Source organism: Bradyrhizobium sp. USDA 4538, assembly GCF_024171045.1.
Taxonomy (GTDB): Bacteria; Pseudomonadota; Alphaproteobacteria; order Rhizobiales; family Xanthobacteraceae; genus Bradyrhizobium; species Bradyrhizobium australafricanum.
In genome coordinates this window covers 7627376-7653674 of record NZ_JALJZE010000001.1, presented here as the reverse complement: position 1 = coordinate 7653674, position 26299 = coordinate 7627376, and the positions used below count along the sequence as shown (strand labels likewise).

General features: G+C 64.1%; 30 protein-coding genes and 2 tRNA genes. 13 read left to right on the top strand and 19 right to left on the bottom strand.

Features of this window, described 5'->3' with window-relative positions; translation table 11 throughout:
- Positions 1-7: 7 nt before the first annotated feature.
- From J2R78_RS35150 to J2R78_RS35110, 9 genes are all read right to left on the bottom strand, one after another.
- Positions 8-496 carry a hypothetical protein gene (locus J2R78_RS35150; RefSeq protein WP_137477838.1) on the bottom strand — a complete coding sequence of 163 codons (489 nt, stop codon included), beginning with the start codon at positions 494-496 and terminating at the stop codon, positions 8-10.
- An 8-nt stretch (positions 497-504) separates the two neighbouring features.
- The gene (gene nuoF, locus J2R78_RS35145; protein ID WP_069276819.1) at positions 505-1830 is read right to left on the bottom strand and encodes an NADH-quinone oxidoreductase subunit NuoF; all 1326 of its coding nucleotides are present in this window, start codon (positions 1828-1830) and stop codon (positions 505-507) included.
- 19 nt (positions 1831-1849) lie between these two features.
- On the bottom strand, positions 1850-2074 hold the full coding sequence (locus J2R78_RS35140; protein ID WP_050384881.1) for a hypothetical protein: 225 nt from the start codon (positions 2072-2074) through the stop codon (positions 1850-1852).
- Positions 2074-2685 (bottom strand): NADH-quinone oxidoreductase subunit NuoE, encoded by a 612-nt coding sequence (gene nuoE / locus J2R78_RS35135; protein WP_253608458.1) that lies wholly within the window; start codon positions 2683-2685, stop codon positions 2074-2076. Before nuoE ends, J2R78_RS35140 begins: the two co-directional genes overlap by 1 nt.
- 41 nt (positions 2686-2726) lie before the next feature.
- Positions 2727-3923, bottom strand: coding sequence for an NADH-quinone oxidoreductase subunit D (locus J2R78_RS35130; RefSeq protein WP_092077512.1), 1197 nt, complete (start codon positions 3921-3923; stop codon positions 2727-2729).
- Positions 3920-4537 (bottom strand): NADH-quinone oxidoreductase subunit C, encoded by a 618-nt coding sequence (locus tag J2R78_RS35125; protein ID WP_076825355.1) that lies wholly within the window; start codon positions 4535-4537, stop codon positions 3920-3922. The genes J2R78_RS35130 and J2R78_RS35125 overlap by 4 nt, the downstream gene beginning before the upstream one ends.
- A gap of 10 nt (positions 4538-4547) precedes the next feature.
- Positions 4548-5093 carry an NADH-quinone oxidoreductase subunit B family protein gene (locus J2R78_RS35120; protein WP_018271859.1) on the bottom strand — a complete coding sequence of 182 codons (546 nt, stop codon included), beginning with the start codon at positions 5091-5093 and terminating at the stop codon, positions 4548-4550.
- A 50-nt stretch (positions 5094-5143) separates the two neighbouring features.
- A complete protein-coding gene (locus J2R78_RS35115) occupies positions 5144-5509 on the bottom strand; it encodes an NADH-quinone oxidoreductase subunit A (protein WP_018271860.1) in 366 nt (121 codons plus the stop codon).
- 214 nt (positions 5510-5723) lie between these two features.
- On the bottom strand, positions 5724-6239 hold the full coding sequence (locus tag J2R78_RS35110; RefSeq protein ID WP_253608457.1) for a MarR family winged helix-turn-helix transcriptional regulator: 516 nt from the start codon (positions 6237-6239) through the stop codon (positions 5724-5726).
- 131 nt (positions 6240-6370) lie between these two features.
- Here J2R78_RS35110 and J2R78_RS35105 point away from each other — a divergent pair, with 131 nt between their 5' ends.
- Both J2R78_RS35105 and J2R78_RS35100 read left to right on the top strand, forming a co-directional pair.
- A complete protein-coding gene (locus tag J2R78_RS35105; protein WP_253608456.1) occupies positions 6371-7561 on the top strand; it encodes an aromatic ring-hydroxylating dioxygenase subunit alpha in 1191 nt (396 codons plus the stop codon).
- Between the two features lie 47 nt (positions 7562-7608).
- Complete coding sequence (locus tag J2R78_RS35100) at positions 7609-8901, top strand: MFS transporter (protein ID WP_253608455.1); 1293 nt, start codon at positions 7609-7611, stop codon at positions 8899-8901.
- A 41-nt stretch (positions 8902-8942) separates the two neighbouring features.
- On the opposite strand, the gene J2R78_RS35095 is transcribed toward J2R78_RS35100, so the two are convergent.
- A complete protein-coding gene (locus J2R78_RS35095; protein WP_253610003.1) occupies positions 8943-9956 on the bottom strand; it encodes a TRAP transporter substrate-binding protein in 1014 nt (337 codons plus the stop codon).
- A 199-nt stretch (positions 9957-10155) separates the two neighbouring features.
- On the opposite strand from J2R78_RS35095, the gene J2R78_RS35090 reads away from it, so the two are divergent.
- The 5 genes from J2R78_RS35090 (at position 10156) to J2R78_RS35070 (ending at position 13164) form a co-directional block, all read left to right on the top strand.
- Complete coding sequence (locus tag J2R78_RS35090; protein WP_253608454.1) at positions 10156-10359, top strand: hypothetical protein; 204 nt, start codon at positions 10156-10158, stop codon at positions 10357-10359.
- A 193-nt stretch (positions 10360-10552) separates the two neighbouring features.
- Positions 10553-11197, top strand: a complete 645-nt coding sequence (locus tag J2R78_RS35085; protein WP_253608453.1) for a haloacid dehalogenase-like hydrolase — start codon at positions 10553-10555, stop codon at positions 11195-11197.
- 98 nt (positions 11198-11295) lie between these two features.
- Complete coding sequence (locus J2R78_RS35080) at positions 11296-11496, top strand: hypothetical protein (protein WP_253608452.1); 201 nt, start codon at positions 11296-11298, stop codon at positions 11494-11496.
- Between the two features lie 14 nt (positions 11497-11510).
- Positions 11511-11702: a hypothetical protein gene (locus J2R78_RS35075; protein ID WP_076825345.1), complete on the top strand. Its 192-nt coding sequence runs from the start codon at positions 11511-11513 to the stop codon at positions 11700-11702.
- A 157-nt stretch (positions 11703-11859) separates the two neighbouring features.
- The gene (locus tag J2R78_RS35070; protein WP_253608451.1) at positions 11860-13164 is read left to right on the top strand and encodes a hypothetical protein; all 1305 of its coding nucleotides are present in this window, start codon (positions 11860-11862) and stop codon (positions 13162-13164) included.
- Positions 13165-13278: 114 nt separating this feature from the next.
- On the opposite strand, the gene J2R78_RS35065 is transcribed toward J2R78_RS35070, so the two are convergent.
- Positions 13279-13355: transfer RNA gene (locus J2R78_RS35065), tRNA-Asp, on the bottom strand.
- A gap of 308 nt (positions 13356-13663) precedes the next feature.
- Here J2R78_RS35065 and J2R78_RS35060 point away from each other — a divergent pair.
- Both J2R78_RS35060 and pepT read left to right on the top strand, forming a co-directional pair.
- Positions 13664-13987, top strand: a complete 324-nt coding sequence (locus J2R78_RS35060; RefSeq protein ID WP_259171327.1) for an HU family DNA-binding protein — start codon at positions 13664-13666, stop codon at positions 13985-13987.
- Between the two features lie 172 nt (positions 13988-14159).
- Entirely contained in the window at positions 14160-15416 is a 1257-nt protein-coding gene (gene pepT / locus J2R78_RS35055) for a peptidase T (protein ID WP_253608450.1), read from the top strand.
- Here the strand turns inward: pepT and J2R78_RS35050 are convergent, their stop codons facing one another.
- The 3 genes from J2R78_RS35050 to J2R78_RS35040 all read right to left on the bottom strand — a co-directional run bounded on the left by J2R78_RS35050 (position 15417) and on the right by J2R78_RS35040 (position 16967).
- Positions 15417-16268: a class I SAM-dependent methyltransferase gene (locus J2R78_RS35050; RefSeq protein ID WP_253608449.1), complete on the bottom strand. Its 852-nt coding sequence runs from the start codon at positions 16266-16268 to the stop codon at positions 15417-15419.
- An 89-nt stretch (positions 16269-16357) separates the two neighbouring features.
- A complete protein-coding gene (locus J2R78_RS35045; protein WP_253608448.1) occupies positions 16358-16663 on the bottom strand; it encodes a YciI family protein in 306 nt (101 codons plus the stop codon).
- A 22-nt stretch (positions 16664-16685) separates the two neighbouring features.
- Complete coding sequence (locus tag J2R78_RS35040) at positions 16686-16967, bottom strand: hypothetical protein (RefSeq protein WP_038385060.1); 282 nt, start codon at positions 16965-16967, stop codon at positions 16686-16688.
- A gap of 212 nt (positions 16968-17179) precedes the next feature.
- On the opposite strand from J2R78_RS35040, the gene J2R78_RS35035 reads away from it, so the two are divergent.
- Positions 17180-17428, top strand: a complete 249-nt coding sequence (locus tag J2R78_RS35035; protein WP_050384893.1) for a hypothetical protein — start codon at positions 17180-17182, stop codon at positions 17426-17428.
- Positions 17429-17555: 127 nt separating this feature from the next.
- On the opposite strand, the gene J2R78_RS35030 is transcribed toward J2R78_RS35035, so the two are convergent.
- Positions 17556-17632: transfer RNA gene (locus J2R78_RS35030), tRNA-Val, on the bottom strand.
- Between the two features lie 63 nt (positions 17633-17695).
- The gene (locus J2R78_RS35025; RefSeq protein WP_076825336.1) at positions 17696-18106 is read right to left on the bottom strand and encodes a GFA family protein; all 411 of its coding nucleotides are present in this window, start codon (positions 18104-18106) and stop codon (positions 17696-17698) included.
- Positions 18107-18305: 199 nt separating this feature from the next.
- On the opposite strand from J2R78_RS35025, the gene J2R78_RS35020 reads away from it, so the two are divergent.
- The 3 genes from J2R78_RS35020 (at position 18306) to J2R78_RS35010 (ending at position 20980) form a co-directional block, all read left to right on the top strand.
- Positions 18306-18974 carry a GntR family transcriptional regulator gene (locus tag J2R78_RS35020; RefSeq protein WP_028340149.1) on the top strand — a complete coding sequence of 223 codons (669 nt, stop codon included), beginning with the start codon at positions 18306-18308 and terminating at the stop codon, positions 18972-18974.
- Between the two features lies 1 nt (position 18975).
- A complete protein-coding gene (locus tag J2R78_RS35015) occupies positions 18976-20187 on the top strand; it encodes an MFS transporter (protein WP_253608447.1) in 1212 nt (403 codons plus the stop codon).
- Between the two features lie 133 nt (positions 20188-20320).
- Positions 20321-20980 (top strand): glutathione S-transferase family protein, encoded by a 660-nt coding sequence (locus tag J2R78_RS35010; protein WP_253608446.1) that lies wholly within the window; start codon positions 20321-20323, stop codon positions 20978-20980.
- Between the two features lie 66 nt (positions 20981-21046).
- Here the strand turns inward: J2R78_RS35010 and lon are convergent, their stop codons facing one another.
- The 3 genes from lon to J2R78_RS34995 form a co-directional block, all read right to left on the bottom strand.
- Positions 21047-23476, bottom strand: coding sequence for an endopeptidase La (lon, locus tag J2R78_RS35005; protein WP_028333951.1), 2430 nt, complete (start codon positions 23474-23476; stop codon positions 21047-21049).
- Positions 23477-23798: 322 nt separating this feature from the next.
- A complete protein-coding gene (gene clpX / locus J2R78_RS35000; RefSeq protein WP_018271869.1) occupies positions 23799-25073 on the bottom strand; it encodes an ATP-dependent Clp protease ATP-binding subunit ClpX in 1275 nt (424 codons plus the stop codon).
- A gap of 441 nt (positions 25074-25514) precedes the next feature.
- On the bottom strand, positions 25515-26150 hold the full coding sequence (locus J2R78_RS34995) for an ATP-dependent Clp protease proteolytic subunit (RefSeq protein ID WP_016847729.1): 636 nt from the start codon (positions 26148-26150) through the stop codon (positions 25515-25517).
- Positions 26151-26299 lie beyond the last annotated feature (149 nt).

Below are 26299 nucleotides of genomic sequence, written 5' to 3'. Positions count from 1 at the left end.
GTCTGTCTCAAGTCTTTCCGAGCTTGCAGTCGGGCGGTGCGACGCTCGCGGTTTTCAATGAGGTCTTCACCCATTGCTGGGTGTCGGCGCCGTAGGTCGCGAGGTAGGCAGGCTGCGCCTGGTTCTTCTCGCAGAGGAACGGCAGATGCGGTTTCAGGTCGTAGTCACACGATGCCTGCCATTCGCGCTTGTCCGCGAAGGCGGCAAAGGTCTCCTCGCAGGCATAGAGGAAGTACGAGACAAAACTCTCATATTGGGACCGCTCTTCGCGACCGGCGGCCTTGATGGCCTCGTAGTCGGGCTGAGCGAACTTCGGATTCTGGAATGCGAGATCGGTGTAGCCGAGAAACGCCGAACGCGCGCTGGAGGCGCGGTTCGAGGTGCGGATTTCGTTGATCTGCAGCAGGATTGCAACAAAGCCGAGCAGCGCTACGGTCGCCTGCGCCATCTGCGCAAGCGTCCCGTATTTCTGCCACCATGCGGCCTGTTGCGTCATCGCCAGCATTACTCCGCGGCTACCATGTGCATGGGATCGCGCACGCCCTGATCGTCGAGATCGGCCTTGTGTGAATACTGGTCGATGCGCTCTTCGATCTCGTGACGGAAATGTGCGATCAGGCCCTGGATCGGCCAGGCGGCGGCGTCGCCGAGCGCGCAGATGGTGTGGCCCTCGACCTGCTTGGTGACCTCGAGCAGCATGTCGATCTCGCGCTTGTGGGCGCGGCCCTCGGCCATGCGGGTCAAGACGCGCCACATCCAGCCGGTGCCCTCGCGGCACGGCGTGCACTGGCCGCAGCTCTCATGCTTGTAGAAATAGGAGATTCGCGCGATCGCCCGGATCAGGTCGGTCGACTTGTCCATCACGATCACCGCCGCGGTGCCGAGACCCGAGCGCAGCTTGCTCAAAGAGTCGAAATCCATCGGCGTGTCGATGATCTGCTCGGCCGGCACCATGCGCACCGACGAGCCGCCGGGGATCACGGCTTTGAGATTGCCCCAGCCGCCGCGGATGCCGCCGCAATGCTTCTCGATCAGCTCGCGGAACGGAATCCCCATCGCCTCTTCGACGTTGCAGGGCCGCTCGACGTGGCCGGAGATGCAGAACAGCTTGGTGCCGACATTGTTCGGCCGGCCGATGCCGGCGAACCAGGCGGCGCCGCGGCGCAGGATGTCCGGCGCGACCGCGATCGACTCGACGTTGTTGACGGTGGTCGGGCAGCCATAGAGGCCGACATTGGCCGGGAACGGCGGCTTCAGCCGCGGCTGGCCCTTCTTGCCCTCGAGGCTCTCGAGCAGCGCGGTCTCCTCGCCGCAGATATAGGCGCCGGCGCCGTGCGCGACATAGATGTCGAACGGCCAGCCGTTGATATTGTCCTTGCCGACCAGCTTGGCCTCATAGGCCTGGTCGATCGCCGCCTGCAGCCGCTCGCGCTCGCGGATGAACTCGCCGCGGATATAGACGTAGCAGGCATGCGCGCCCATCGCGAAGCTCGCGAGCAGGCAGCCTTCGACCAAAAGATGCGGATCGTGCCGCATGATCTCGCGGTCCTTGCAGGTGCCGGGCTCCGACTCGTCGGCGTTGACGACGAGATAGCTCGGACGGCCGTCCTTGGATTCCTTCGGCATGAAGGACCACTTCATGCCGGTCGGGAAGCCGGCGCCACCGCGGCCGCGCAGGCCCGACGCCTTCATCTCGTTGATGATCCAGTCGCGACCCTTGTCGATGATCCCCTTGGTGCCATCCCAGGCGCCTCTGCGGCGCGCGCCCTCGAGGCCCCAATCATGCAGGCCGTAGAGGTTCTTGAAGATGCGGTCCTTGTCGTCGAGCATGCTCAAAACTTTCCGAACATCACCGATTGGCTTGCGAATAAGCGAGCCCGGCGGCGCAGCCGCCGAACACGATGGCCCACAACAGGCTGGATTCCAGCGTGGCGCTCAGGCCGTAGCGTTGCAGCAGGAACATGAAGCCCGCCGCGACAGCGGTATGCAGGGCGATCGTGCGCCAGGCCTTCATCGCAGCGCCCCTCCCTGCCTTGTTTTCCTGCCCGTTTGCCAGCACCTGAAAGCTCCGCATCAGGTGATTTCCTTCAGCGTCGTCGGCCCGCCGGCGGGCGCCGAGAACTGACGGTCGATCTGCGGGCCCGGCTTCGGCGGATTGCCGGCGGCAAAGCCGTCGAGCACCTTGCCGAAGCTTTCCTTGGTCAGATCCTCATAGGTGTCCTTCCAGATCAGCACCATCGGCGCGTTCACGCAGGCCCCTAGGCACTCCACTTCTTCCCAGGAGAAGTTGCCGTCTTTCGACAGCTGGAAGGGATCGTGATGGATACGGTGCTGGCAGACCTCGATCAGGTCGGCGGCGCCGCGCAGCCGGCACGGCGTGGTGCCGCACACCTGCACATGTGCCTTCTTGCCGACCGGCGAGAGCTGGAACATGGTGTAGAAGGTCGCGATCTCCAGCATGCGGATATGCGGCATCTCGAGCAGGTCGGCGACGGCGCGGATCGCGGCTTCCGAAACCCAGCCGTCATGCTGCTCCTGCACGCGCCAAAGGATCGCGATCGCGGCCGAGGCCTGACGGCCCGGCGGATATTTCTCGATCTGCTTCTTGGCCCAGGCAAGATTCTCGTCCGTGAACGTGAAGCTCGCGGGCTGCAATTCCTTCGGGGCAAGGCGGCGGACGGACATCGATCAAACTCTCATTGCGCGCGGTTCGGATGCGGACATCGTCACCGGTCGACTTCGCCGAACACGATGTCCAGCGAGCCCAGGATGGCGGAAACGTCGGCCAGCAGATGGCCCCTGCAGATGTGATCCATCGCCTGCAGATGGGCGAAGCCCGGCGCGCGGATCTTGCACTTGTAGGGCTTGTTGGTGCCGTCGGCGACGAGGTAGACGCCGAACTCGCCCTTCGGCGCCTCGACCGCGGCATAGATTTCGCCGGCCGGCACATGCACGCCTTCGGTGTAGAGCTTGAAGTGATGGATCAGCGCTTCCATCGAGCGCTTCATCTCACCGCGGCGCGGCGGCGCGATCTTATTGTCCTCGACCACGACCGGGCCCTGCCCGTCGGGTGCCTTGAGCTTCTGGATGCACTGCTTCATGATGCGCACCGACTGGCGCATCTCTTCCATGCGGATCAGATAGCGGTCGTAGCAGTCGCCGTTCTTGCCGATCGGAATGTCGAAATCCATCTCGGCGTAGCACTCGTAGGGCTGCGACTTGCGCAGGTCCCAGGCCGCGCCCGAGCCGCGCACCATCACGCCGGAGAAGCCCCACTCCCAGGCTTCTTTCAGCGGCACCACGCCGATATCGACGTTGCGCTGCTTGAAGATGCGGTTCCCGGTGAGCAGCCGATCGAGGTCGTCGACCACCTTGAGGAACGGATCGCACCACGCCTCGATGTCGTCGATCAGCTTCGGCGGCAGGTCCTGGTGCACGCCGCCGACGCGGAAGAACGCCGCGTGCATGCGCGAGCCCGAGGCGCGCTCGTAGAACACCATCAGCTTCTCGCGCTCTTCGAAGCCCCACAGCGGCGGGGTCAGCGCGCCGACGTCCATCGCCTGGGTGGTGACGTTGAGCAGATGCGACAGGATGCGGCCGATCTCGCAATAGAGCACGCGGATCAACTGGCCGCGGCGCGGCACCGTAATGCCGAGCAGCTTTTCCGCCGCGAGGCAGAACGCATGCTCCTGGTTCATCGGCGCGACATAGTCGAGCCGGTCGAAATAGGGAATCGCCTGCAGATAGGTCTTGTGCTCGATCAGCTTCTCGGTGCCGCGGTGAAGCAGGCCGATATGCGGATCGACGCGTTCGACGACTTCGCCGTCAAGCTCCAGCACAAGACGAAGCACGCCGTGCGCCGCCGGATGCTGCGGCCCAAAGTTGATGGTGAAGTTACGAAGGTTTTGCGGTTGTTCATTCATGGCTTCGGCTCCGCCTTGGCCTTCTCATCGCCGGGCAGCGGATAGTCCGCGCCTTCCCAGGGCGAAAGGAAATCGAACTTGCGGAATTCCTGGTTAAGCCGGACCGGCTCGTACAGCACCCGCTTCTCCTGGTCGTCGTAGCGGACCTCGACGAAGCCGGTGAGCGGGAAATCCTTGCGCAGCGGATGGCCGTCGAAGCCGTAGTCCGTCAGCAGGCGGCGCATGTCGGGATGGCCGGTGAAGATCACGCCATAGAGGTCGTAGGTCTCGCGCTCGAACCAGTCGGCGCCCGGGAAGACGCCGATGATCGACGGCACCTGCGTGGTCTCGTCGGCCTGCCCGCGCAAACGGACGCGCGCGTTCAGCGTCGGCGACAGCAGATGGTAGACGACGTCGAAGCGCTTCTCGCGGCTCGGATAGTCGACCGCGGTCACGTCGGTGACGTTGACGAAACGGCAGCCGGGATCGTCACGCAGAAACCTGGCGACCTCCACGATTCTGCCAATCTCGACGTCGATAGTGAGCTGATTGAACGCGACCGAGTGCGCCGTGGCCGCGCCCGGAAGCGCGCTCACGATCGTCTGCCCAAGGGCGTCGAGCTTGCCGTCGTCCATACCTGAAACCTTAGCGTTCAATAGTGCCGATACGGCGGATCTTCTTCTGCAGCAGCAGCACACCGTAGAGCAGCGCTTCCGCCGTGGGCGGGCAGCCGGGCACGTAGATGTCGATCGGCACGATGCGATCGCAGCCACGCACCACCGAATAGGAGTAGTGATAGTAGCCGCCGCCATTGGCGCAGGAGCCCATCGAGATGACGTAGCGCGGCTCCGGCATCTGGTCGTAGACCTTGCGCAGCGCGGGCGCCATCTTGTTGGTCAGGGTGCCCGCAACGATCATCACGTCGGACTGCCGCGGCGAGGCGCGCGGTGCGAAGCCGAAGCGTTCGACGTCATAGCGCGGCATCGAGACCTGCATCATCTCGACCGCACAGCAGGCCAGACCGAAGGTCATCCACATCAGGGAGCCGGTGCGCGCCCAGGTGATGAGGTCATCGGCTGCGGCGACGAAGAAGCCCTTGTCGGACAGCTCGTGATTGACCTCGAGGAAAAACGGATCATTCGCGCCGACCGGCTTGCCGGTCGACGGATCGAGAATACCCTTCGGAGCCATGGCGATCTCAGATTTGGCAATCGCCGGCTGGGAGGTTGCGGCGGTGGGGCTCAATCCCATTCGAGCGCGCCTTTCTTCCATTCATACGCAAACCCGACCGTCAGCACGGCCAGGAACACCATCATCGACCAGAACCCGGTGGCGCCGAGCTTTCCGAACGCCACGGCCCAGGGGAACAGGAACGCCACTTCGAGGTCGAAGATGATGAAGAGGATCGCCACCAGATAGAACCGGACGTCGAACTTCATGCGGGCGTCGTCAAAAGCGTTGAATCCGCATTCATAGGCGGACAGCTTTTCCGGGTCCGGCGATTGGAACGCGACCAGGAACGGCGCGATCAGGAGCGCCAGACCGATCAGGCTCGCGACTCCGATAAAGACCACAAGTGGGAGATAATTCTGCAGGATGCCGGTCATCGGCGAGGCCTTCTTGCTGCGGTTTCGGACGTGCCGCAGATTCGTTGATTGGAATTGTTCTTGAGGCTTTAGCGCAGCGCAACAGAGGGCGCAAGACAAGCTATTTTGACGCTTTTACCGTCCTTCCCGCGGGCTCTTGGCCTCATCAGGCGGATGCGCTTGCCTCCATGGGCAACGCCGCGGCGGCCATCCTGTGCCCTGCGCTCTTGCCATATCAGCCCAGCCCCCGTTCGGCAGCGAGCATCTCGGCGGCGGCCAGGGTGAGCCGATCGATGTGTCCGAGCAGCAGCTCGAGATCCCCTGGCGCAAGCTGTTCCAGCAGGCGCCGGTTTCGCTCCTGGGCGCCGGCCACGATAGCATCATGGGCGGCCAGGCCGGCCTTGGTGAGAGAGACCAGGGTCTCCCGGTTGTCGCGCGGGTTGGCCGCCTTCGCCACCAGCTTGCGCGCCACGAGTTCGGCGAGCGCCCGGCTGATCTGCCCCTTGTCCATGCCGACGGCCTCGGCGAGCCGCACCACACTCATCGGCGGCCGCCGGCCGAGCGAGGCGACCAGGCCGAACTCGACCGAGGACAGGCCGGTCAGGCGCTTGTAGCGCAGCATCGCGCCGCGCCTGAGCAGGTTCGCCAGCACCATCAGCCGTGACGACATCATCGCGGTGATCGGCGCCAGTTCGGAATCGACAACGGCCTCCGGCGGCAAGGCCCTCTCAGTCCTGAGCTTCTCGGTCATCACCACCCTCTGCCAACAAAGCCGCGCGCTGCCAAGCTCAACGATATCGTTGACATTGTCATCTATTCTATCGTTGACTTGGTCAACGATAGATCAGCCGCCGGCGCCCGACCAGCGGCGGGGAGGACAACATGACGATCACCCAGTCGGACCGCGATCTCGGCACGGCCTATGCGATGAAGCCGTCCAGCATCCGGACCGAGCTCACCTCGGTCGGCCGCCGCACGCCGATGGGCGAGCTGTTGCGCCGGTATTGGCACCCGGTCGGCCTCACCGGTGACGCCACCGATATCCCCAGAAAAGTCCGCGCGCTTGGCGAAGACCTGATCCTGTTCCGCGACCGGCATGGCCGGGCCGGCCTGCTGCATGCGCGCTGCTGCCACCGCGGCACCACGCTCTATTACGGCAAGGTCGAGGAAGACGGCATCCGCTGCTGCTATCACGGCTGGAAGTTCGACACCGAGGGCCGCTGCCTCGAACAACCCTGCGAGCCCGAAGGCGGCCTGTTCAAGGACAAGGTGCGCCAGCCCTGGTATCCGGTGCAGGAACGCTACGGCCTCATCTTCGCCTATATGGGGCCGGCCGAGAAAAGGCCGGTGCTGCCGCGCTACGAGTGCCTGGAGAACATGGACGACGGCGAGTTCGTCGAGGCCGACGATTCCTCGATCGGCGGCGGCGGCCCTGCCGTGATCCCCTGCAACTGGCTGCAGCATTTCGAGAACGTCGCGGACCCCTACCATGTGCCGGTGCTGCACGGCTCGTTCTCAGGGCCGCAGTTCACCAACATGATGGCCTCGATGCCCGAGGTGAAGTTCGAGATGTCGCCGCGCGGCGTCACGGTGCGTTCGATCCGCAGGCAGGACGACGGCAAGGTGTTCTATCGCGTCACCGAGGCCGCCCTCCCCACACTCCGCGTCGTGCCCAATCCGCGCGTCGCGCAGTTCGCGCGCGTCGAATCGATCGGCTGGACCTTGCCGATCGACGACACCTCGTTCCGCATCTACGTCGCCGGCCGGGTCAAGAACGCGGGCGATATCGGGCGGATGCGCTCGAAGTTCAACGGCAAGTTCTGGTGGGACATGACCGAGGCCGAGCACCAGCAATTTCCCGGCGACTACGAGGCCCAGGTCGGCCAGGGAGCGGTGACGATCCATTCCGAAGAGCATTTTGGCCAGAGCGACCGCGGCATCCTGATGATCCGCCGGATGCTCGCTGACCAGCTCGAGACCATGGCCACCGGCCGCGACCCGATCGGGGTGTCGTTCGACGCCGACACGAGGCCGGTCGAATTCGAGGCAGGGAATTACATCCGCGAGGCGTAAGGCCCGCGCGCAAGCAACAACAACAAAGAAGATCGGGGGAGGAAGTGATGGTCGATGTCGCACCGCAGGCGGCCGCGCCAACGCAAGCTGCGGCCGCGCCCTCGGCGCGCCGCTACTACGTCCTCGCCTTGCTCACGATCATCTACGCCCTCAACTTCCTCGACCGCACCATCTTCAACGTGCTGATCGAACCGATCAAGAAGGAGTTCACGCTCAGCGACACCACGATGGGCCTGCTCGCCGGGTTCGGTTTCGTGCTGTTCTATTCGCTGCTCGGCATTCCGATCGCGCGGATGGCCGATCGCCTCAACCGCCGCAACATCGTCGCGGTCGCCTTCGCGTTCTGGAGCGCGATGACCTATCTCTGCGGCCTCGCCTCCAGCGTCACGACGCTGGCCTTGGCCCGGATCGGCGTCGGCATCGGGGAGTCGGCTGGCACGCCGGCCTCGCAATCGATGATCGCCGATCTCTTCGACAAGAACGAACGACCGCGCGCGCTCGGCATCTACGCGATCGGCACCTATCTCGGCGTCTTCCTCGGCTATTTCATCGGCGGCTATGTCAACCAGCACTATGGCTGGCGGATGGCGTTCTTCACCGCCGGCCTGCCCGGCATCGCGCTCGCCGCCGTCTTGTGGCTGACGATCGCCGAGCCGAAGCGCGGCGCGATGGCCGAGACCTTCAAGGCCGAGCCGCTGGGGCCGACGCTGCGTTTCCTGGTATCGCAGCCGAGCTTCGTCATCGTGCTGATCGGCTTTTGTCTGACGACCTACACCAACTACGCCACCGCGGTGTGGATCCCGCCGTTCCTGGCGCGGATCCATCACCTCACCAGCGCCGAGATCGGCACCTATGCCGGCACCTTCAAGGGTCTCGCCGGCATGGCGGGCACGCTGATCGGTGGCCTCGTGGTGGCGCAGATCGGCCGTCGCGACGACCGCTGGAAGCTGTGGGCGCCCGCGATCATGTCCGGTCTCGCCGGCCCGGTGTTCGCGCTGTGCATGCTGACGCAAAGCTTCACGCTGATGGTCGCGACGCTGGCGCTGACCTCGTTCATGGTCGGCTTTCATCTCGGCCCGATCTTCGCGATTGCGCAGACGGTGGCAAAACCCAGCATGCGCGCGCTGGCCTGGGCGATCGTGCTGCTGACCGCGACCTGCTTCGGCCAGGGCGTCGGCCCCCTCGCCGTCGGCATGATCAATGACGCGCTGAAAGGCACCTACGGCGTCGATGCGGTTCGCTACTCGCTGCTGTCGGCCGCGCTCACGACGACGCTCGGTGCCCTGCTGTTCGTGTTGGCGGCACGCGCGATCCGCGCCGACATCGCGCGCGCGAGCTAGCACCCGTCTCAGCCGAGCCGGCGCGTGATGTCAGGCTGCGCTCACGTCAGCTTGCCGGTGTATTTCTCCAGCGCCGCCCAGGCGTCCGCGCCGTAGGTCTTCTGCCACTGCGTGTAGAAGCCGGCCTTCACCAACGCGGCCCTGAACTGCACGGGATCGGGCTTGTTGAACGTCATGCCCTTCCCGGTTAGCTCCTCCTGCAGCGAGCGATCCATCTCGACCAGATCGGTACGCTCCTTCACCGCCGCGGCGTCGAACGCGGCATTGATGAGCTCAAGCAGATCGGGCGGCAGGCCGGCCATCGCGCGGCGGTTGCCGAGGATCCAGTAACCGCTCCAGCAATGGTTCGAGAGCGCGCAGAATTTCTGCACCTCGTAGAGTTTTCCGGTGGAGACCTGCGCCAGCGGATTCTCCTGCCCTTCGACGATGTGGGTCTGCAGCGCCGAATAGAGTTCGCTGTAGGAGATGCTCGACGGCAATGCGCCGAGCCCTGAGAACAGCGACGTCAGCAATGCCGTCACCGGCACGCGGATCTTGAAACCCTTGAGATCGTCGACGCTGTTGAGCTGCCGGCTCGACGACGAGGTGATCTGGCGGAAGCCGTTGTCCCAGGCCTTCTTGAGCGGCACGACGCCGGTCTTCGTGATCGCCTCGCGCACGAGGTCGCCGACGCCGCCGTCCATCGCCGCCCAGACCTGGTCGTAAGACTGGAAGGCAAAGCCGATGCTGGGCAGCCCCGATAGCGGCACCAGCGTCGACAGCGTCATGCTGGGCGCCGCCAACAGCTCGATCCCGCCGGCGCGGACCTGCGACAGCATCTCCGGATCGCCGCCGAGCTGGCTGTTGGCGAACACCGTGATGTTGACCCGGCCGGACGACTGGGCGCCGACCGCCTTGGCGGCCTCAGTCAGGCGGATTGTTAGCGGATGGGTTTCCGGAGTGTTGACACCGAGTTTGAAGTCGAACTCGGCCGCCGCAACGGCGCGCTTACCAAACATCGTGGCGGCGAGTGCCGCGGAGCCGGTTCCAAGCACCCGGCGCCGGGTTAGTCTCATTGTTTTCATTATTGTTTTTCTCCCAAGCGCATTTCCGCGCCTGGGGCAGTTTTAGCCGGCCGGCAGTGTGACGCAAGGCACGGTGAAACCAATCCGCCCGTGGCACGAAACCATTTCCCGGAACTCACGAAACGATCCGGAAACAGATGGGCCTTACCAGTACCTGCCATAGACGGCGCACAGACGCCCGGAGGCGACCATGAACCACTCGATCCATTCAGCTGACCGCGCGACCCATCTCAAGATTGTGGTGGTTGCCCTTATTGCGGGGATCGGGATCGCGGCGCTCGGCATTTCGGCCCGGAACAACGCGGATTTCGCCCAGACTGCCCAGACCACCCAGGTCATCAAGGCCGGCAAACCGGTGGCGATCACCTCGTCGGGCACCTCGACGGTCCGCTAAAGATTTCTGCTGGCTTCCACAGGTAAGACGGCCGCCCTCGGGCGGCCTTTTTTGTTGGTCCTGATCGTCTCAAGCTCGGACCAGCATGGTGTGGCCTTTGCGAGCAAGTTCGGCTACGGCGACTGCAGGACCATCGAGACCGGGGCGCGCGCCATAGGCGTGTGCAACGTCGCAACCCGGCTGAGTGCCGCGAATGACTGAGCCTCGCCTCGCCGGCGACGACACTGCGAAGCCACAGGATGCTTCCCGCCCCGACGGGTCGCCCCCTTTGCTCGGCCTCCCGGCATCGCTGCCGCTGGTGCTCGACCTCGACGGCACGCTGATCACGGGCGACCTGCTCTATCTCAGCTTCTTCTCGATCCTGCGCCGCAATCCGCTGATCGTCGTGTCATGCGCCGCCTGGCTGACGCGCGGCCGCGCGGCGCTGAAGCGCCGGCTCGCACAGCGCCAGCGCATCGACTGGAGCCGGATCGAACTGCACCAGGACGTCGTCGCATTGGCTGAGCGCGAGAACGCGGCCGGCCGCCGCATCGTGCTGGCAACCGCGGCCGACGCGCTGCTCGCACACAAGCTGGCGTCGCGTCTGCCTTGGATCGACCAGGTGCTTGCCTCCGACGGCGAACATAATCTCAAGGGCGCCAACAAGGCCGACCTGTTGCGGAAGACATTCCCCGGGGGCTTCATCTACGCCGGCGACAGCGCCTCCGACCTCGCGGTCTGGGCCCACGCCGCCGGCATCATCACCGTCAATGCCCGCGATGCCGTGCGCGCCGCCGCGGCAGGGCTCGGCAGGCCGACGCTGCATCTGCAGGGCCGCGCGGCCGCGGCGAAATCTTAACCGCGTCCTAATGCGGTTGTTCGATTGCAATCCGCTCCGCGACCCCAGTCTTAAAAGTTGTTCGGTTAAGGTCGGCGTCAACAGAGGCGCAGGCCACGATGAATTTGCAGCAGCAAGTAATTTCAACCGGCTTCAAGATCATCTGCACGGATTGCGGTAGCCTGGCGATCAAGGTCGCCGATCCGGCGCATGCATCCGGCGACACCATCATCGAATGCCGCCGCTGCAACGCGGTGCGCGGCACGATGGCGGACCTGCACAATTTGGCGCGGCGCGGCCGCGACCTGTTCGAATTCTAACCGCGGCCCCGTCAATGCTGTCAGACCCGAAGGCGACTACGCAGAGCGACGTTCCCTTGGACACGGTCTGGTCGATCCTCGAAGCCGCCAACGAATTGGGCGACACCCACACGGTTGACGCCTGTCGCCGCATCATCGACGCCAATTTGCGCGGCGATGCGCCGGGACAATCCGACCTCAACGCGGTCGCCGCATTCTTTGCCTGATCAAGGCAAGGTGTTGCCGTTGTGTGAATTCAATAGGGCATCGCGGTGACGAATGGCCAGGCAGAAACATAACAACACAGACCGAGATATTGCTTAACTTGCTTCGTCCAGGGCCGACCGGCTAGCTGCCTGGCAGCTTTCGGATTCGGACGGACCGATGACATTGACGCGCGATGACCTGGTTGTCGGGATCGCCATCCCCGGGTTCTTCGTCCTCAGCGTCGCCTCGATGATCGCCTGCGGGCACGCATTTCCGGCGATGCATGTCTGGCGATCCGGCATCAACGCGCAAGCCGTCCTCGGCACCGCCATCATGGTCGCGTTCGTCCCGGCGTTCGTCGCGGTACGATTCAGCTTCGGTTATCTGGTCGGCTTCTCGCTGCTGTCAGCCGTGTTCGGCTTCGTCTGGCTCAGCTTCTTCAGCGCGTTCGACTATCCGCACGCCATCGCCCGCTGGGCCATGATCGCCGCGCTGGCCGCAGCGATGATCCCTCTGATGTTACAGAACATCCCGGTTTGGCGGCCCGATTTGTCCGAAGCGGCCGTCAAGCGCATCGCGGTTCTGCTACTGGCGTCGTGCCTTGCCGTGCTGATCGGCGACATCTCCTACGGGGCCAATCTTGGCGATCCCTATGGCGCAGCCCGCACCGCCGTGGTGCGGCCGGCCCTAATGAACTATCTCACCGGGATCATGATCGGCGCGGTCCTGCCCTACCTGTTCGCGCATTTCGCATCGCGCAGGCGGTGGATGCCGGCGGCCGGGGTGCTGCTGCTTGCGCTTTGCTTTTATCCCGTCGTCAACAACAAGACCGTCCTGTTGCTGCCGATCTGGCTGCCGTTTCTGTTCTGGCTGTACGGCCGGTTCGACCCGCGGCTGGCCACGGTGCTCGCATTTCTGATCCCGATGATCGTCGGCCTTTTGGCTTTCGCCATTCTCGTCGCCGACAAGACCTACATCGTGTTCAGCACCATCAATCTGCGCTTCGTCGCGATCCCGTCGCTCGCGCTCGATCAATACGCCGACTTCTTCGCGCACCGCGAGCACACCCGGTTCTGCCAGATCACCGTCCTGCGATACATGGCCGCCTGCCCGTACGGCGAGCTTGGCCCGACCCTCGGAGCGATTTATCAGGACGGCAATTTCAACGCGTCCTTCCTCGCCACCGAGGGCATCGCATCGGTCGGTCTTGCGCTCGCCCCGGTGTCGGCTTTCGTCTGTGGTCTGATCCTGTCAGTGGGATCGATGGTCTCAAAGCACCTGTCGCCGCGCTTCATCGCGGTTTCGTCGGGCATCGCAGTTCAGGCGATCATGAACGTGCCGCTCACGACAGGCCTGCTGTCGAACGGGATAGCACTGCTGTTCCTGCTGTGGTGGCTGACGCCCGAACAGCGCGTGGCATTATCGGTCAGGCCCGAGCAGGCCGCTCAACCGGTCAGCGTTGTCGGCCTCGCGGCGTCCTGAGCTGTCGCGGCAGTCGCCAGGTGCAGTGAACAGGAGGGAGGCAACTCGTTATGGCACCGGTCCACAGGGACCAATGGTTTCGGGCCAAACACGCTGCTAAGTCATTGAAATGAATGGCGCGAGAGACGGGACTCGAACCCGCGGCCTCCGCCGTGACAGGGCGGCGCTCTAACCAACTGAGCTACTCCCGCGGATGCCGATCGTCGGATTGATCCGCGCAGGACCGAGGGCATAAAGGCCCGCATCCGGTTAGTCAAGGACGTTGCGGATCCCTGCACAGCGTCGGCATTTTCGCGGCGCGTACGCGGGTTGTCGCCTGTTTTCAGGGGAAACGGCGTAGTCAGCGAAGCCCCGAATCAAATAAGGCCTGATACGTCTGGGTTTCCTGTGGCCGGCCCGGCGCTGCCCGTTCCCGGAACCGGCGGTTTTCAGGACTTTTCCGGACGCATTTTCCCGACGCGAACGGCGCGCCATTCGCGTGAAAAGCAGCAATCCAGCCATTCAGCAACGAGGAGGGCCAGACATGGCGAAGAAAGCAGCGACACCGGCGACGATCACGCTGAAGCATTTGGCGGCGGCCATCGCCGAGGAGCAGGAGCTGTCCAAGAAGCAGGCCGAGGCGATCCTGACCGATATGGTCACCAGGATCACCAAGCACCTCAAGAAGGGCGAGCGCATCAGGATCGTTGGCCTCGGCATCCTCCAGGTCCGCAAGCGCGCCGCCCGCATGGGCCGCAACCCCGCGACTGGCGAACAGATCCATATCAAGGCCAGCAAGAAGGTCGCCTTCCGCGCCGCCAAGGAGCTGAAGGAAGCCGTCTAGCGCCTACTCTCTCCGTTAAGACAAAGCGCCATTCCGGCTCGTGACGCGGCCCCGGAGTGGCGCTTTTCTGTTATAGGATTGTCCTTCGAAACTCGCCTTGACGCGGTTTGCTCGCGCGAACCAACTTCGCCAAAGCGCATTGTTCCTTTCTCCAGTTTTTTGCGCGGTTTTCATGCTGGCACCGGCTCTCGACTTCAAACACACCGTCACCGAGCGCTTCCTGCGCTATGTCGTGATCGACACCCAGTCCGATCCGGATTCACCCACCACGCCTTCCACCGAGAAGCAGAAGAATCTCGGGCGCCTGCTGGTCGCCGAGCTGCAGGCGATGGGGATATCCGACGCGCATCTTGATCCGCACGGATACGTCTATGCGACGATCCCGGCCAACACCGACAAGACAGTGCCGGTGATCTGCTTCTGCTCGCACATGGACACCTCTCCCGACTGCACCGGCAAGAACGTCAAGCCGCAGGTCGTGAAGAACTATCGGGGCGGCGACATCGTGCTTCCCGCCGATGCCTCGCAGGTGATCCGCCCCGCCGAGCACGAAGCGCTAGCCGACCAGATCGGCAACGACATCATCACCACCGACGGCACCACCCTGCTCGGCGCCGACAACAAGGCGGGCCTTGCCGAGATCATGGGTGCCGCGCATTTCCTGATCACCAATCCGCAGGTCAAGCACGGCACCATCAAGATCCTGTTCACGCCGGACGAGGAGATCGGCCGCGGCGTCGACAAGGTCGACCTCAAGAAGCTGGGGGCCGATTTCGGCTACACCATGGATGGCGAGACCGCCGGCCATATCGAGGACGAGACCTTCTCGGCCGACGGCGCCAGCATCATCATCGAAGGCGTCGCGACCCATCCGGGCTTCGCCAAGGGCAAGATGGAGCACGCAATCAAGATCGCCGCCGCGATCGTCGATCGCCTGCCCAAGGACACCTGCTCGCCCGAGACCACCGAGGGCAAGGAGGGCTTCCTGCATCCGGTCGCGATCTCCGGCGCGCTGGAGAACGCGCGGATCGACTTCATCGTGCGCGATTTCACCGAGGCTGGCCTGAAGCAGAAGGAATCGCTGCTGGAAGACATCGTGAAGGACGTCATGAAGGGCTATCCGCGCTCGACTTACCGCATGGAGGTCAAGCAGCAGTACCGCAACATGAAGGATGTGATCGATCGCCACCCGCAGATCGTGGCCTATGCGATCGAGGCGATCGAGCGCGCCGGTCTCACGCCGGTGAAGACCTCGATCCGCGGCGGCACGGACGGCTCGCGGCTGTCCTTTATGGGACTGCCCTGCCCGAACATCTTCGCCGGCGAGCACGCGTTCCATTCGCGGCTCGAATGGGTCAGCCGGCAGGACATGGAGAAGGCCGTGCAGACCATCGTGCACCTGGCGATGATCTGGGAAGAGAAGGCCTGATCAGGCCCGCGCGGTCACGATCCAGATCGCGCCGGGCAGCAGCACCGCATCGCCCTTGACAAACGGCGCCAGCGCCTCGCGCATCGAGGCGATCGCCGCAGCGCGCACCTCATCAGGGTGCCCTTCCAGCGCGCGGCTGGCCGGCCCGATCTCGAGCGCGCCCTGGATCGCGGCATCGATGCCGCGCCCGGTCGCGACATCAAGCTCAACCCGGCACGGCTCCATGGCAATGCCGGAGAAGCCGGCTTCGCCCAGGATCCGCTTCACCCGGGCCTCGGAGGCGAACGCGAACGGGCCGGGATCCTCGGGCCCTAGCGGCGGCAGTTTCGGCACGTGCTTGTAGACGGCAGCAAGCGGCGTCATGAAGAACGGATTTTCACGCGGCTCCTGCCAGCAGGCGAAGGCGAGACGGCCGGTCGGCTTCATCGCCTTGCGCAGATTGGCGAACGACACCACGGGATCGGCAAAGAACATCACGCCAAAGCGCGAGGCCAACAGATCGAAGCTCTCGCTGACAAACGGATAGACGGTCGCATCGGCCAGCGCGAACTCGACCGGCAAACCCTGCGGCGCGCTCTGCCGCGCCCGCGTCAGCATCGGCTCCGAGACATCGACGCCGAGCACGTGGCCAGCGGGCGCGACCTTGGCCGCCAGCGCGAAGCTCGAGGCACCGCTGCCACAGCCGACATCGACGACGCGTTCGCCGGCTTTCGGCGCAGCGCGATCGATCAGGAGGTCGAGCACCGGTTGCAGCACGATGTCCTGCGCGGCCTGCCGTGTGGCCCAGCGCTGACCGCCCGGCCCGTTCCAGTATGCGATCTGATCGGCGTTTTGCGGGTGGCCTGCGTTCATGCGATCCAAACCTTCTCAGGAACCTTCTGTCGTCTCACGTTTGGGTATGCTCTTTCGGAAAACCGCTTCGCACTTTTCCGGATCTTGCCCTAGCAAGTCTCGCGCGTCGCGGCGCGCAGCATCGGCATCAGCTGATAGGTGAATCCGGCATCCGCCTTGGTGACGGGATCGTTGGCGACGATCTCCTGCGGATCGGCGTCGTCGGGCAGTTGCAGCACGCCGAGGCCCCAGACGCCGGCCGGATCGGCGACCGGTCCGAACACCAGCGCCTTGCCGGCCTGCAGCAGTTCGCCGCAATAGGCGACGTGCGCCTGCATGATGGCGGCTTCCTGCGACGTCATGTCCTGCGGAAAGGTCGGGCGCGGTCCGGTCAATTTGCAGACGTAGTATTTCATCGACCTGATCCGCGCTCGGAGATTATTTGGCGGCTGCGCTCGTGGGCTTGGCCGGCTTCGGCTTCGCGGCATTCGCCTTGGGCGCGCCCTGCCCGTCACTGCGCGCGATGCCCCAGGGATCGGTCGGCTTCTGATCCGGCACACCGCTGAGCGCACGCTGATAGGCTCGCTGCTGGCGCGCCTCGTTGGCCGCATCGGCCGGCGACTTCTCGACCTCTTCGCGATAGCGCTGAACGTGATCCGACTGTGCGAATGCGGGTCCGGCAATCATGGTGAGAAGAAAAATCGCGGCGAGTTTGCGCATGCATCAAGTTCCCGGTTAGGCGGACAGAATAGCATCGCTGCAGCGTCGGCATCAAATCTGAGCGCGTGACTTTCGGCACCTTTCGCACCATCGGGGATCGAATGACATTCGGCACGCCAGCGCGGAGCAAGCGCGGTCCCGGCCACCCCATGAGACTAACTACCCCACGGCCGGGATCGCGCCCTCTCCGCGCGTTCACCGAGAGCCGTGCAATGGCCTTGCTCCGTAGGGCTCATCAACCAGAGGCCGCTTTGCAGCTCGTGAAACACCGCGCCACCGTCATCCTGCGCGAGCATGTGCAAGCGGAGGCCGAGCTGGTCGGACGAGCCGCGGTTCTCACCGATGGAACCGCAGGGACCGTCGAGGGCGTGTTTCTGGACGAATCTCATGGGTTGCGCATCTCGATCAAGGGCCACATCGGGAAGTGGCCGATCGCGACCATCAGGATGCTTCAGCCATAGGGCTGGATCCAAAACGGGGAAGCACGCCCGCACATTCAGGCAGCCGGTCCGCCTGCGCTCTTCGAGCTTCGGTGCGACAGCCTTCGCCCTGCGAACCGAACAAGCGGATGAATTCGTGCTCAAAGGCTGGTAGGCGGCGAGAGATTCGAACTCCCGACCCTCTCGGTGTAAACGAGATGCTCTAACCAGCTGAGCTAGCCGCCCTTACCTGCGCGCCTCTTTAGCCTCGCCTGCCCCCGAGGCGCAAGGCCGCAACACCTCAATCCGTCAGCTCCAGTCCTTGGGGTGCGCTGGCAATTCCTTGAGATCATTGATCCATGGCGCAGCGGAGCGGCACCAGACCTGGCGTCGCGGGGTCAATTGGCCGCGCTGGCGAATGCTGCCCCAGCGGATGCCCCAGTCGTCGGGCCCGCCGTCCTCGCCGCTCGTAAACAGCGGCGAACCGCAATCGCCGCAAAAGTGCTGGAAGCGGATTCGGCCGTTGTCGCCCCGCTTGCCGTAGACCTTCGGCGCACCTCCGGTCAGCCGCACCTGTTCGGCGTCGCAGATCACCGTGACGCGGTAGGGCGAGCCGGTCAGCGCCTGGCAGTCCGTGCAATGGCAGATCGAGACCCGTTCCGGGTCGATCTCGGCCTGATAGGTGATAGCCCCGCAATGGCATTGCCCGTCGATACGCATGTAGCGCTCTCCAATTCCGTCAAACCAAGCAACCGCCGTGGGCGCGGTTCCATCGTCCAGGGCCCTGGCTCTCGGCCCACCTCCCTTAACGGAGCAACGTGGTATCCCATAGCCGCCTTGTTTGGGATACCAAATCGGGATACGAAAGCCGCCTGATGGAGATTCCGCGCCCGCCAACGAGCGGCCAAAGGACGGCGCCATGTCGCAGATGCTTCAGATCCATGACCAGCTCCGGGAGATGATCCTGTCGCTCGACCTGGGCCCCGGCGAGCGGCTGACCGAGCGCTGGCTGGAGAGCCGGTTCGAGGGATCGCGCACGCCGATCCGTGCCGCGCTGGTCCGGCTCGAAGGCGAAGAGCTGGTGCGCCGCGACGGCCGCAACTGGATCGTCGCACCGATCGACCTCGGTGAGCTGGAGGCGCTGGCCGAGTTCCGGATTCCGCTGGAGACGACGGCGGTGCGCCTCGCCTGCGCGCGGGCGAGCGCAGCCGATATCGCCGGCGTCGAGGAGATGCTGGATGCCTGCCAGTCCGGCGCGCCGCGCGAGGAATGGCATCGGGTCGGCACCGATTTCCATGTCGAGATCGCGCGGCTCTCCGGCAATCCCTTCATCGTCAAGGCGATCGCGGGCGCCATGACGAGGCTGTCGCGGGCGCGCTGGCTGGAAGTGTGGACCGAGCCCTCGCGTGAGCAGGCCTGGCGCGAGCACCGGCGCATCCTCGGCTTCATCAAGGCCAACGATCCGGAGGCCGCCGCGCGCGAGGCCGCCGACCACATCACCGATACCCGTGATCGCCTGCTGCGTTCGCTGAACGAGGATCGCCGCGGCCTGCGGGCGCGCGGCTTCGCCGTGATCGGGCTGCGCTGACATGAACATCGAAGTCGATCGCGAAGCCCTGCTCGACGCGGGCCCCTGGAAACGCAATTTGATCGTCTGCGTGTTCGGCTCCTTCACGACAATCGTGGGGATGACGCTGCTGCTGCCGTTCCTGCCGCTCTATGTCGAGCAGCTCGGCGTGACCGATCATGCCGCGATCGTGCAATGGTCGGGCTTCGCCTATGGCGCGACCTTCTTCAGCGCGGCGCTGACGGCGCCGCTGTGGGGACGGCTCGCCGATCGCTACGGCCGCAAGCTGATGCTGATCCGCGCCAGCCTCGGCATGGCGATCGCGATGTCGCTGATCGGCATGGCGCACAACGTCTATGAGCTGGTCGGCCTGCGGCTGCTGACCGGCCTGCTCGGCGGCTACGCGTCGGGTTCGACCGTGCTGGTCGCGGCGCAGACGCCGAAAGCGCGATCCGGCTGGGCGATCGGCGTGCTGTCGGCCGGCATCATGGCCGGCAGCCTGGTCGGTCCCTTGATCGGCGGCGTGCTGCCGGGGCTGATCGGCATCCGCGCGACATTCTTCCTGATCGGCGGCGTCATCTTCTTCACCTTCCTCGGCACGACGTTCCTGATCCGCGAGGAAGCACGCCCGAAGACCGCGAAAGGCGGCAAGGCGCGCGGCGGCTGGTCGCTGGTTCCGGACAAGCGCCCTGTCGTCGCGATGTGGGGAACGGGCCTGCTGCTGATGGTCGCCAACATGTCGATCGAGCCGATCATCACGGTCTATGTCGCGCAACTGGTCGAGGCACCGCAGGTGACGTTCGTCGCCGGCCTCGTGATGTCGGCGGCAGCCTTCGGCAGCCTCTTGTCGTCCTCGCATCTCGGCAAGCTGGCCGATCGGGTCGGCCACTGGCGGATCATCACCATCTGCCTTGCTGCCTCCGCGCTGCTGTTGATCCCGCAGGCCTTTGTGGTCAGCGGCTGGCAGTTGATCCTGCTGCGCTTCCTGATGGGGCTCGCGCTCGGCGGCCTCCTGCCCTGCATCGCGAGCGTGATCCGGCACAACGTGCCTGATGCGGTCACCGGCAGCATGCTCGGCTATTCGATCTCGGCGCAATATGCCGGCCAGGTGATCGGCCCGCTCGCCGGCGGCTTCATCGGCGGACATATCGGCATGGCCGCGGTGTTCCTCGGCACCAGCGTGCTGATGGCGCTCGGCGCGATCGGCAACTTCGTCGTCGAGAGGAAAGACTAGTTCCGGCGCCGGCGTACCCACGTCGACAACTCGATCGTTCCGTACCGCAACGACGAAAAAGCCCGTCGGGGTGTCGGAACGCGCGCCATTCGTTCGTCCTTTTGCCTGTGAAGCCAGCAAATGGAGATACCCAATGGCCGACCTGACGCTGACCACCTTCGATTGGGTTCCGGAGATGCCGCGGGGATTTGTGCGCGACCTCCGCGTGCGCTGGGCACTGGAAGAGGCGCGCTTGCCGTATCGCGTTGCGAGCGTGCCATTTCGCGATCGGAGCGCCGAGCACTTCGCGCACCAGCCGTTCGGCCAGGTGCCGTGGCTGACCGACGGCGACATCTCGATCTTCGAGAGCGGCGCGATCCTGCTGCATCTCGGCGAGCGCAGCGACGCGCTGCTGCCGACCGATCCGCACCAACGCAACGAGGCTTTGAAATGGCTGTTCGCAGCGCTCAACTCGGTCGAGATGGCGAGCCTGCCCTGGTCGCTCCTGGTATTCTCGGGCGAGAGCGGCGGCACGTCGGCATGGACACGCTTCGACGGCTTCCTGCAATCCCGGCTCAGGCACATGGAGCCGGTGCTCGCGGGCCGCAAATGGCTGGCCGGGCCGTTCTCCGTCGCCGACGTTCTCATGGCGGATGTGCTGCGCCTGGTCGACCGCTTCGACGGACTGGCGGAATATCCCGCGTGTCGCGACTACGTCGCGCGCGCCACGGCCCGGCCGGCTTTCGCAAAAGCGCATGCCGATCAGATGGCGCACTTTGCCGCCGCGGACAGAGCCGCAGCCTTCCCGACCTGATCGCGAACAGCGAAAACAAAAACGGCGCCCGAAGGCGCCGTTTTCTTATGTCGATCGCAGCTCGCTTCAGTGCGCCGTCAGGCCGCCGGACGCTTCATCGGAAGCATCGGGCTTGACGTCGACCTTGCTGGTCTCCTCTTCCCAGACGATCGGCGCGGGCACGCGGACCAGCGCCTTGGCGACGACCTCATCCAGCCGCGAGACCGGAATGATGTCCATGCCGCCCTTGATCGCATCGGAAATCTCCGTGAGATCCTTGGCGTTGTCCTCCGGGATCAGCACCGTCTTGATGCCGCCGCGGGCGGCGGCCAGGAGCTTCTCCTTCAGACCGCCGATCGGCAGCACGCGACCACGCAGCGTGATCTCGCCGGTCATCGCGACATCGTGGCGGACCGGAATGCCGGTCATGACCGAGATGATCGCGGTGGCCATCGCAACACCGGCAGACGGACCGTCCTTCGGCGTTGCGCCCTCCGGCACGTGAACGTGGATGTCGCGGCGGTCGAACATCGGCGGTTCGATGCCGTAGACGATCGCCCGCGAGCGGACGTAGGACGCCGCCGCCGAGATCGACTCCTTCATCACATCGCGCAGATTGCCCGTGACGGTCATCTTGCCCTTGCCGGGCATCATGACGCCTTCAATGGTGAGCAACTCGCCGCCGACATCGGTCCAGGCCAGACCGGTGACGATACCGACCTGATCCTCGTCGTCGATCTCGCCGAAGCGATACTTCGGAACGCCGAGGAACTCTTCGATGTTCGCCTCGGTGACCTTCACCGACTTCTTCTTGGAGATCATCAGCTCCTTCACCGCCTTGCGGGCGAGTGTGGAGAGCTCACGCTCCAGGTTACGCACGCCCGCTTCGCGGGTGTAGCGGCGGATCATCAAGAGCAAGGCCGCGTCGTCGATCGACCATTCCTTGGAGTCCAGACCGTGCTTGGAGAGCGCGCTCGGGATCAGATGCTTGCGCGCGATCTCGACCTTCTCGTTCTCCGTGTAGCCGGCGATCCGGATGATCTCCATGCGGTCCATCAGCGGGCCGGGAATATTCAGCGTATTCGCGGTCGTGATGAACATCACGTTGGACAGGTCGTAGTCGACCTCCAGGTAGTGGTCGTTGAAGGTCGAGTTCTGCTCGGGGTCCAAGACCTCAAGCAGCGCCGACGACGGATCGCCGCGGAAATCGGCGCCCATCTTGTCGATCTCGTCCAGCAGGAACAGCGGGTTCGAGGTCTTCGCCTTGCGCATCGACTGGATGATCTTGCCGGGCATCGAGCCGATATAGGTGCGGCGGTGACCGCGGATCTCGGCCTCGTCACGCACGCCGCCGAGCGACACGCGCACGAATTCGCGCCCCGTGGCCTTCGCAATCGACTTGCCGAGCGAGGTCTTGCCGACGCCGGGAGGCCCGACCAGGCACAGGATCGGTCCGGTCAGCTTGTTGGCGCGCGACTGCACCGCGAGATACTCGACGATACGGTCCTTGACCTTCTCGAGTCCGTAGTGATCGGAGTCCAGCACCGCCTGCGCGGCCTCGAGGTCCTTCTTGACCTTGGACTTCTTGCCCCACGGGATCGACAGCAGCCAATCCAGGTAGTTGCGCACGACGGTCGCTTCCGCCGACATCGGCGACATCTGGCGCAGCTTCTTCAGCTCGTGCTGGGCCTTCTCGCGTGCTTCCTTGGACAGCTTGGTCTTGGAGATCTTCTCCTCCAGATCGGCCAACTCGTCACGACCTTCGTCGTCGCCGAGCTCCTTCTGGATCGCCTTCATCTGCTCGTTCAGGTAATACTCGCGCTGGGTCTTCTCCATCTGGCGCTTGACGCGCGAGCGGATGCGCTTCTCGACCTGCAACACCGAGATCTCGCTTTCCATCAGGCCCAGCACCTTCTCCAGGCGCTGCGTGACGGACAACGTCTCCAGGATCGCTTGCCGGTCGGCAATCTTGACCGCGAGATGCGAAGCAACGGTATCGCCGAGCTTGGCGAAATCGGTGATCGCCTGAACCACGCCGACGACTTCGGCGGAGATCTTCTTGTTCAGCTTCACATAGCTTTCGAAGTCGGACACGACCGACCGCGCCAGCGCCTCGGCTTCGACCGAGTTGGCGTCAGTGTCGGCGAGCGCGACCGCGGTCGCCTCGTAATATTCGCTGCGGTCGGAATACTTCTCGACGCGCGCGCGCTCGAGGCCCTCGACCAGCACCTTCACGGTGCCGTCGGGCAGTTTCAGGAGCTGCAGGACGCTGGCGAGCGTACCGGTCTCGTAAATTGAATCGGGTGCCGGATCGTCATCGGACGCGTTCTTCTGCGTCGCGAGCATGATCAGCGCGTCGTTCTTCATCACCTCTTCGAGCGCGCGGATCGATTTCTCGCGGCCGACGAACAGCGGCACGATCATGTGCGGGAAGACGACGATGTCGCGGAGCGGCAGCACCGGATAGGAGTGGCTTTCGCCGTGGACGATCGTTGGCCGGGGTTTTGAGGTCGTCATGGCCTAATCCTTTTGTTGTGCCCCCTTGCACGCAGTCCGCCTGCTTGCGCAACCGCCACAAGGTGCCTTGGTGATGCGGAATGAGAATGCCGTCGGCAGCCGCTTATTCCGCATCGTGAAGCGACGAATCTCAACGGATGAGATCCCTCACCGATAGCATTAGGTGGCTATCAGGCGGGGGGGTGTCAAGTCTCAGAAGTGTCGGGAAATATAGGCTAAACAAGCATTTGCTGCTACGCCGTAAGGGCGCCGCTGCTGCGCCACGGCGGCCGCCGGAGCGTCCGGCAGCCGTGCATTTTTGGCGGGTCGAGACGAGCGCCGTTTAGGCGCTCGCGCTGCTCTCGACGGCGCGGTCGGAACGATCCGCGTAGATGTAGAGTGGACGCGCCGTTCCCTCGACGACCTCGCGCGAGATAACGACTTCCTCGACGCCTTCCAGGCCCGGGAGATCGAACATGGTTTCGAGCAGGATGCTCTCCAGGATCGACCGCAGGCCGCGCGCGCCGGTCTTGCGCTCGATCGCCTTGCGGGCGACCGCGCCAAGCGCCTCGTCGGCGAAGGTCAGCTCGATGTTCTCCATCTCGAACAGCCGCTGGTACTGCTTCACCAGCGCGTTCTTCGGATCGGTCAGGATCTTCTTCAGCGAGGTCTCGTCGAGGTCCTCCAGCGTCGCAACGACGGGCAGACGGCCGACGAATTCCGGGATCAAGCCGTACTTCAGCAGATCTTCCGGCTCGACGTGACGGAAGATCTCGCCGGTGCGGCGGTCCTCCGGCGCGAGCACCTGCGCCGCGAAGCCGATCGAGGTCGAGCGGCCGCGCGCGGAGATGATCTTCTCGAGGCCCGAGAACGCACCGCCGCAGATGAACAGGATATTGGTGGTATCTACCTGCAGGAACTCCTGCTGCGGATGCTTGCGGCCGCCCTGCGGCGGGACCGAGGCCACAGTGCCTTCCATGATCTTCAGCAGCGCCTGCTGGACGCCCTCGCCCGACACATCGCGGGTGATCGAGGGGTTGTCCGACTTGCGGCTGATCTTGTCGATTTCGTCGATATAGACGATGCCGCGCTGCGCACGCTCGACGTTGTAGTCGGCGGCCTGCAGCAGCTTCAGGATGATGTTCTCGACGTCCTCGCCGACATAGCCGGCTTCGGTCAGCGTCGTCGCGTCAGCCATGGTGAAGGGCACGTCGAGGATGCGGGCCAGCGTCTGCGCGAGCAGCGTCTTGCCCGAACCGGTCGGACCGATCAGCAGGATGTTCGACTTCGCCAGTTCGACGTCGTTGTGCTTGGTCTGATGGTTGAGCCGCTTGTAGTGGTTGTGGACGGCGACCGACAGCACCTTCTTGGCATGGCTCTGGCCGATCACGTAGTCGTCCAGGACCTTGCAGATTTCCTTCGGCGTCGGGATGCCGTCGCGCGACTTCACCAGCGAGGACTTGTTCTCCTCGCGAATGATGTCCATGCACAGTTCGACACACTCGTCGCAAATGAAGACAGTCGGTCCGGCAATCAGCTTGCGAACTTCATGCTGGCTCTTGCCGCAGAACGAGCAATATAGCGTGTTCTTGGCGTCGCTCGTGCCGACCTTACTCATTCATTATCTCCGTCCGCCGTTCGATCTTGTTTGCCAGATCGACCCAATCCGGCACACAACCGGGCTGTTGGGTAGATAGAGCAAATTCCGTACCAAAAAAGACCCTACGCAATACTGACCGTGTGGATCACGGTTTATTCGAATCTCCGCGATCATAGCCGATGCATCACAGCCAACCATGCTGGCACCCGACTATCAAGAATTCGCTAATCGGATGGCCGGCTCAAGACCGTGACAATACCGTGATTTTCAACGATCGCACGTGGAATACGCGTCGAAATCCACGGAACGTTGCGGGATTACCACGTCGGTATATGAGCACGAAAGCGGAACTTTCCGCTGTGCGCATGCACCCGCCGGCGGGTCCAGCACCCTGCTTTTGCCGGTTATGTGAGGCGTCAATGTGGAGATCACACCGACGCCTCGAGATGCCTGCCCAGATCAGGCCGCCTTCGCGGCGGCCGGATCGTCCGGACGCTTGTCGATGACCTTGTCGACGAGGCCGAACGCCTTGGCGTCCTCGGCGGTGAGGAACTTGTCGCGCTCCAGCGCGTCCTCGATCGCCTTGTAGGTCTGACCGGTATGCTTCACGTAGATCTCGTTGAGGCGCTTCTTGAGATTCAGGATCTCCTGCGCGTGCAGCATGATGTCGGTGGCCTGGCCCTGGAAGCCGCCGGACGGCTGGTGCACCATGATGCGGGAATTCGGCAGCGTGAAGCGCATGTCCTTCTCGCCGGCGGCCAGCAGCAGCGAGCCCATCGAGGCCGCCTGCCCCGTGCACAGCGTCGATACCGGCGGACGGATGAACTGCATCGTGTCGTAGATCGCAAGGCCCGACGTCACCACGCCACCCGGCGAGTTGATGTACATCGAGATTTCCTTCTTCGGATTCTCGGCCTCGAGGAACAGCAGCTGCGCGACGATCAGCGTCGACATGCCGTCTTCCACCGGACCGGTGACGAAGATGATGCGCTCTTTCAGCAGGCGCGAGAAAATGTCGTAGGCGCGTTCGCCGCGATTAGTCTGCTCGACGACCATCGGCACGAGGTTCATGTAGGTTTCAACGGGATCGCGCATGAAAGAACCCAAGGGTTAGGGGTGATGCAGAACTTTGCTCAAGACTACTTGGCTCAAGACTACTTGGCTCAAGACCACTGCCTCAAGGCTTAACCCAGATATGGGCCAATTTCCGGCCGACAAGGCCGTCAACTCGCCGCACTAGCCAC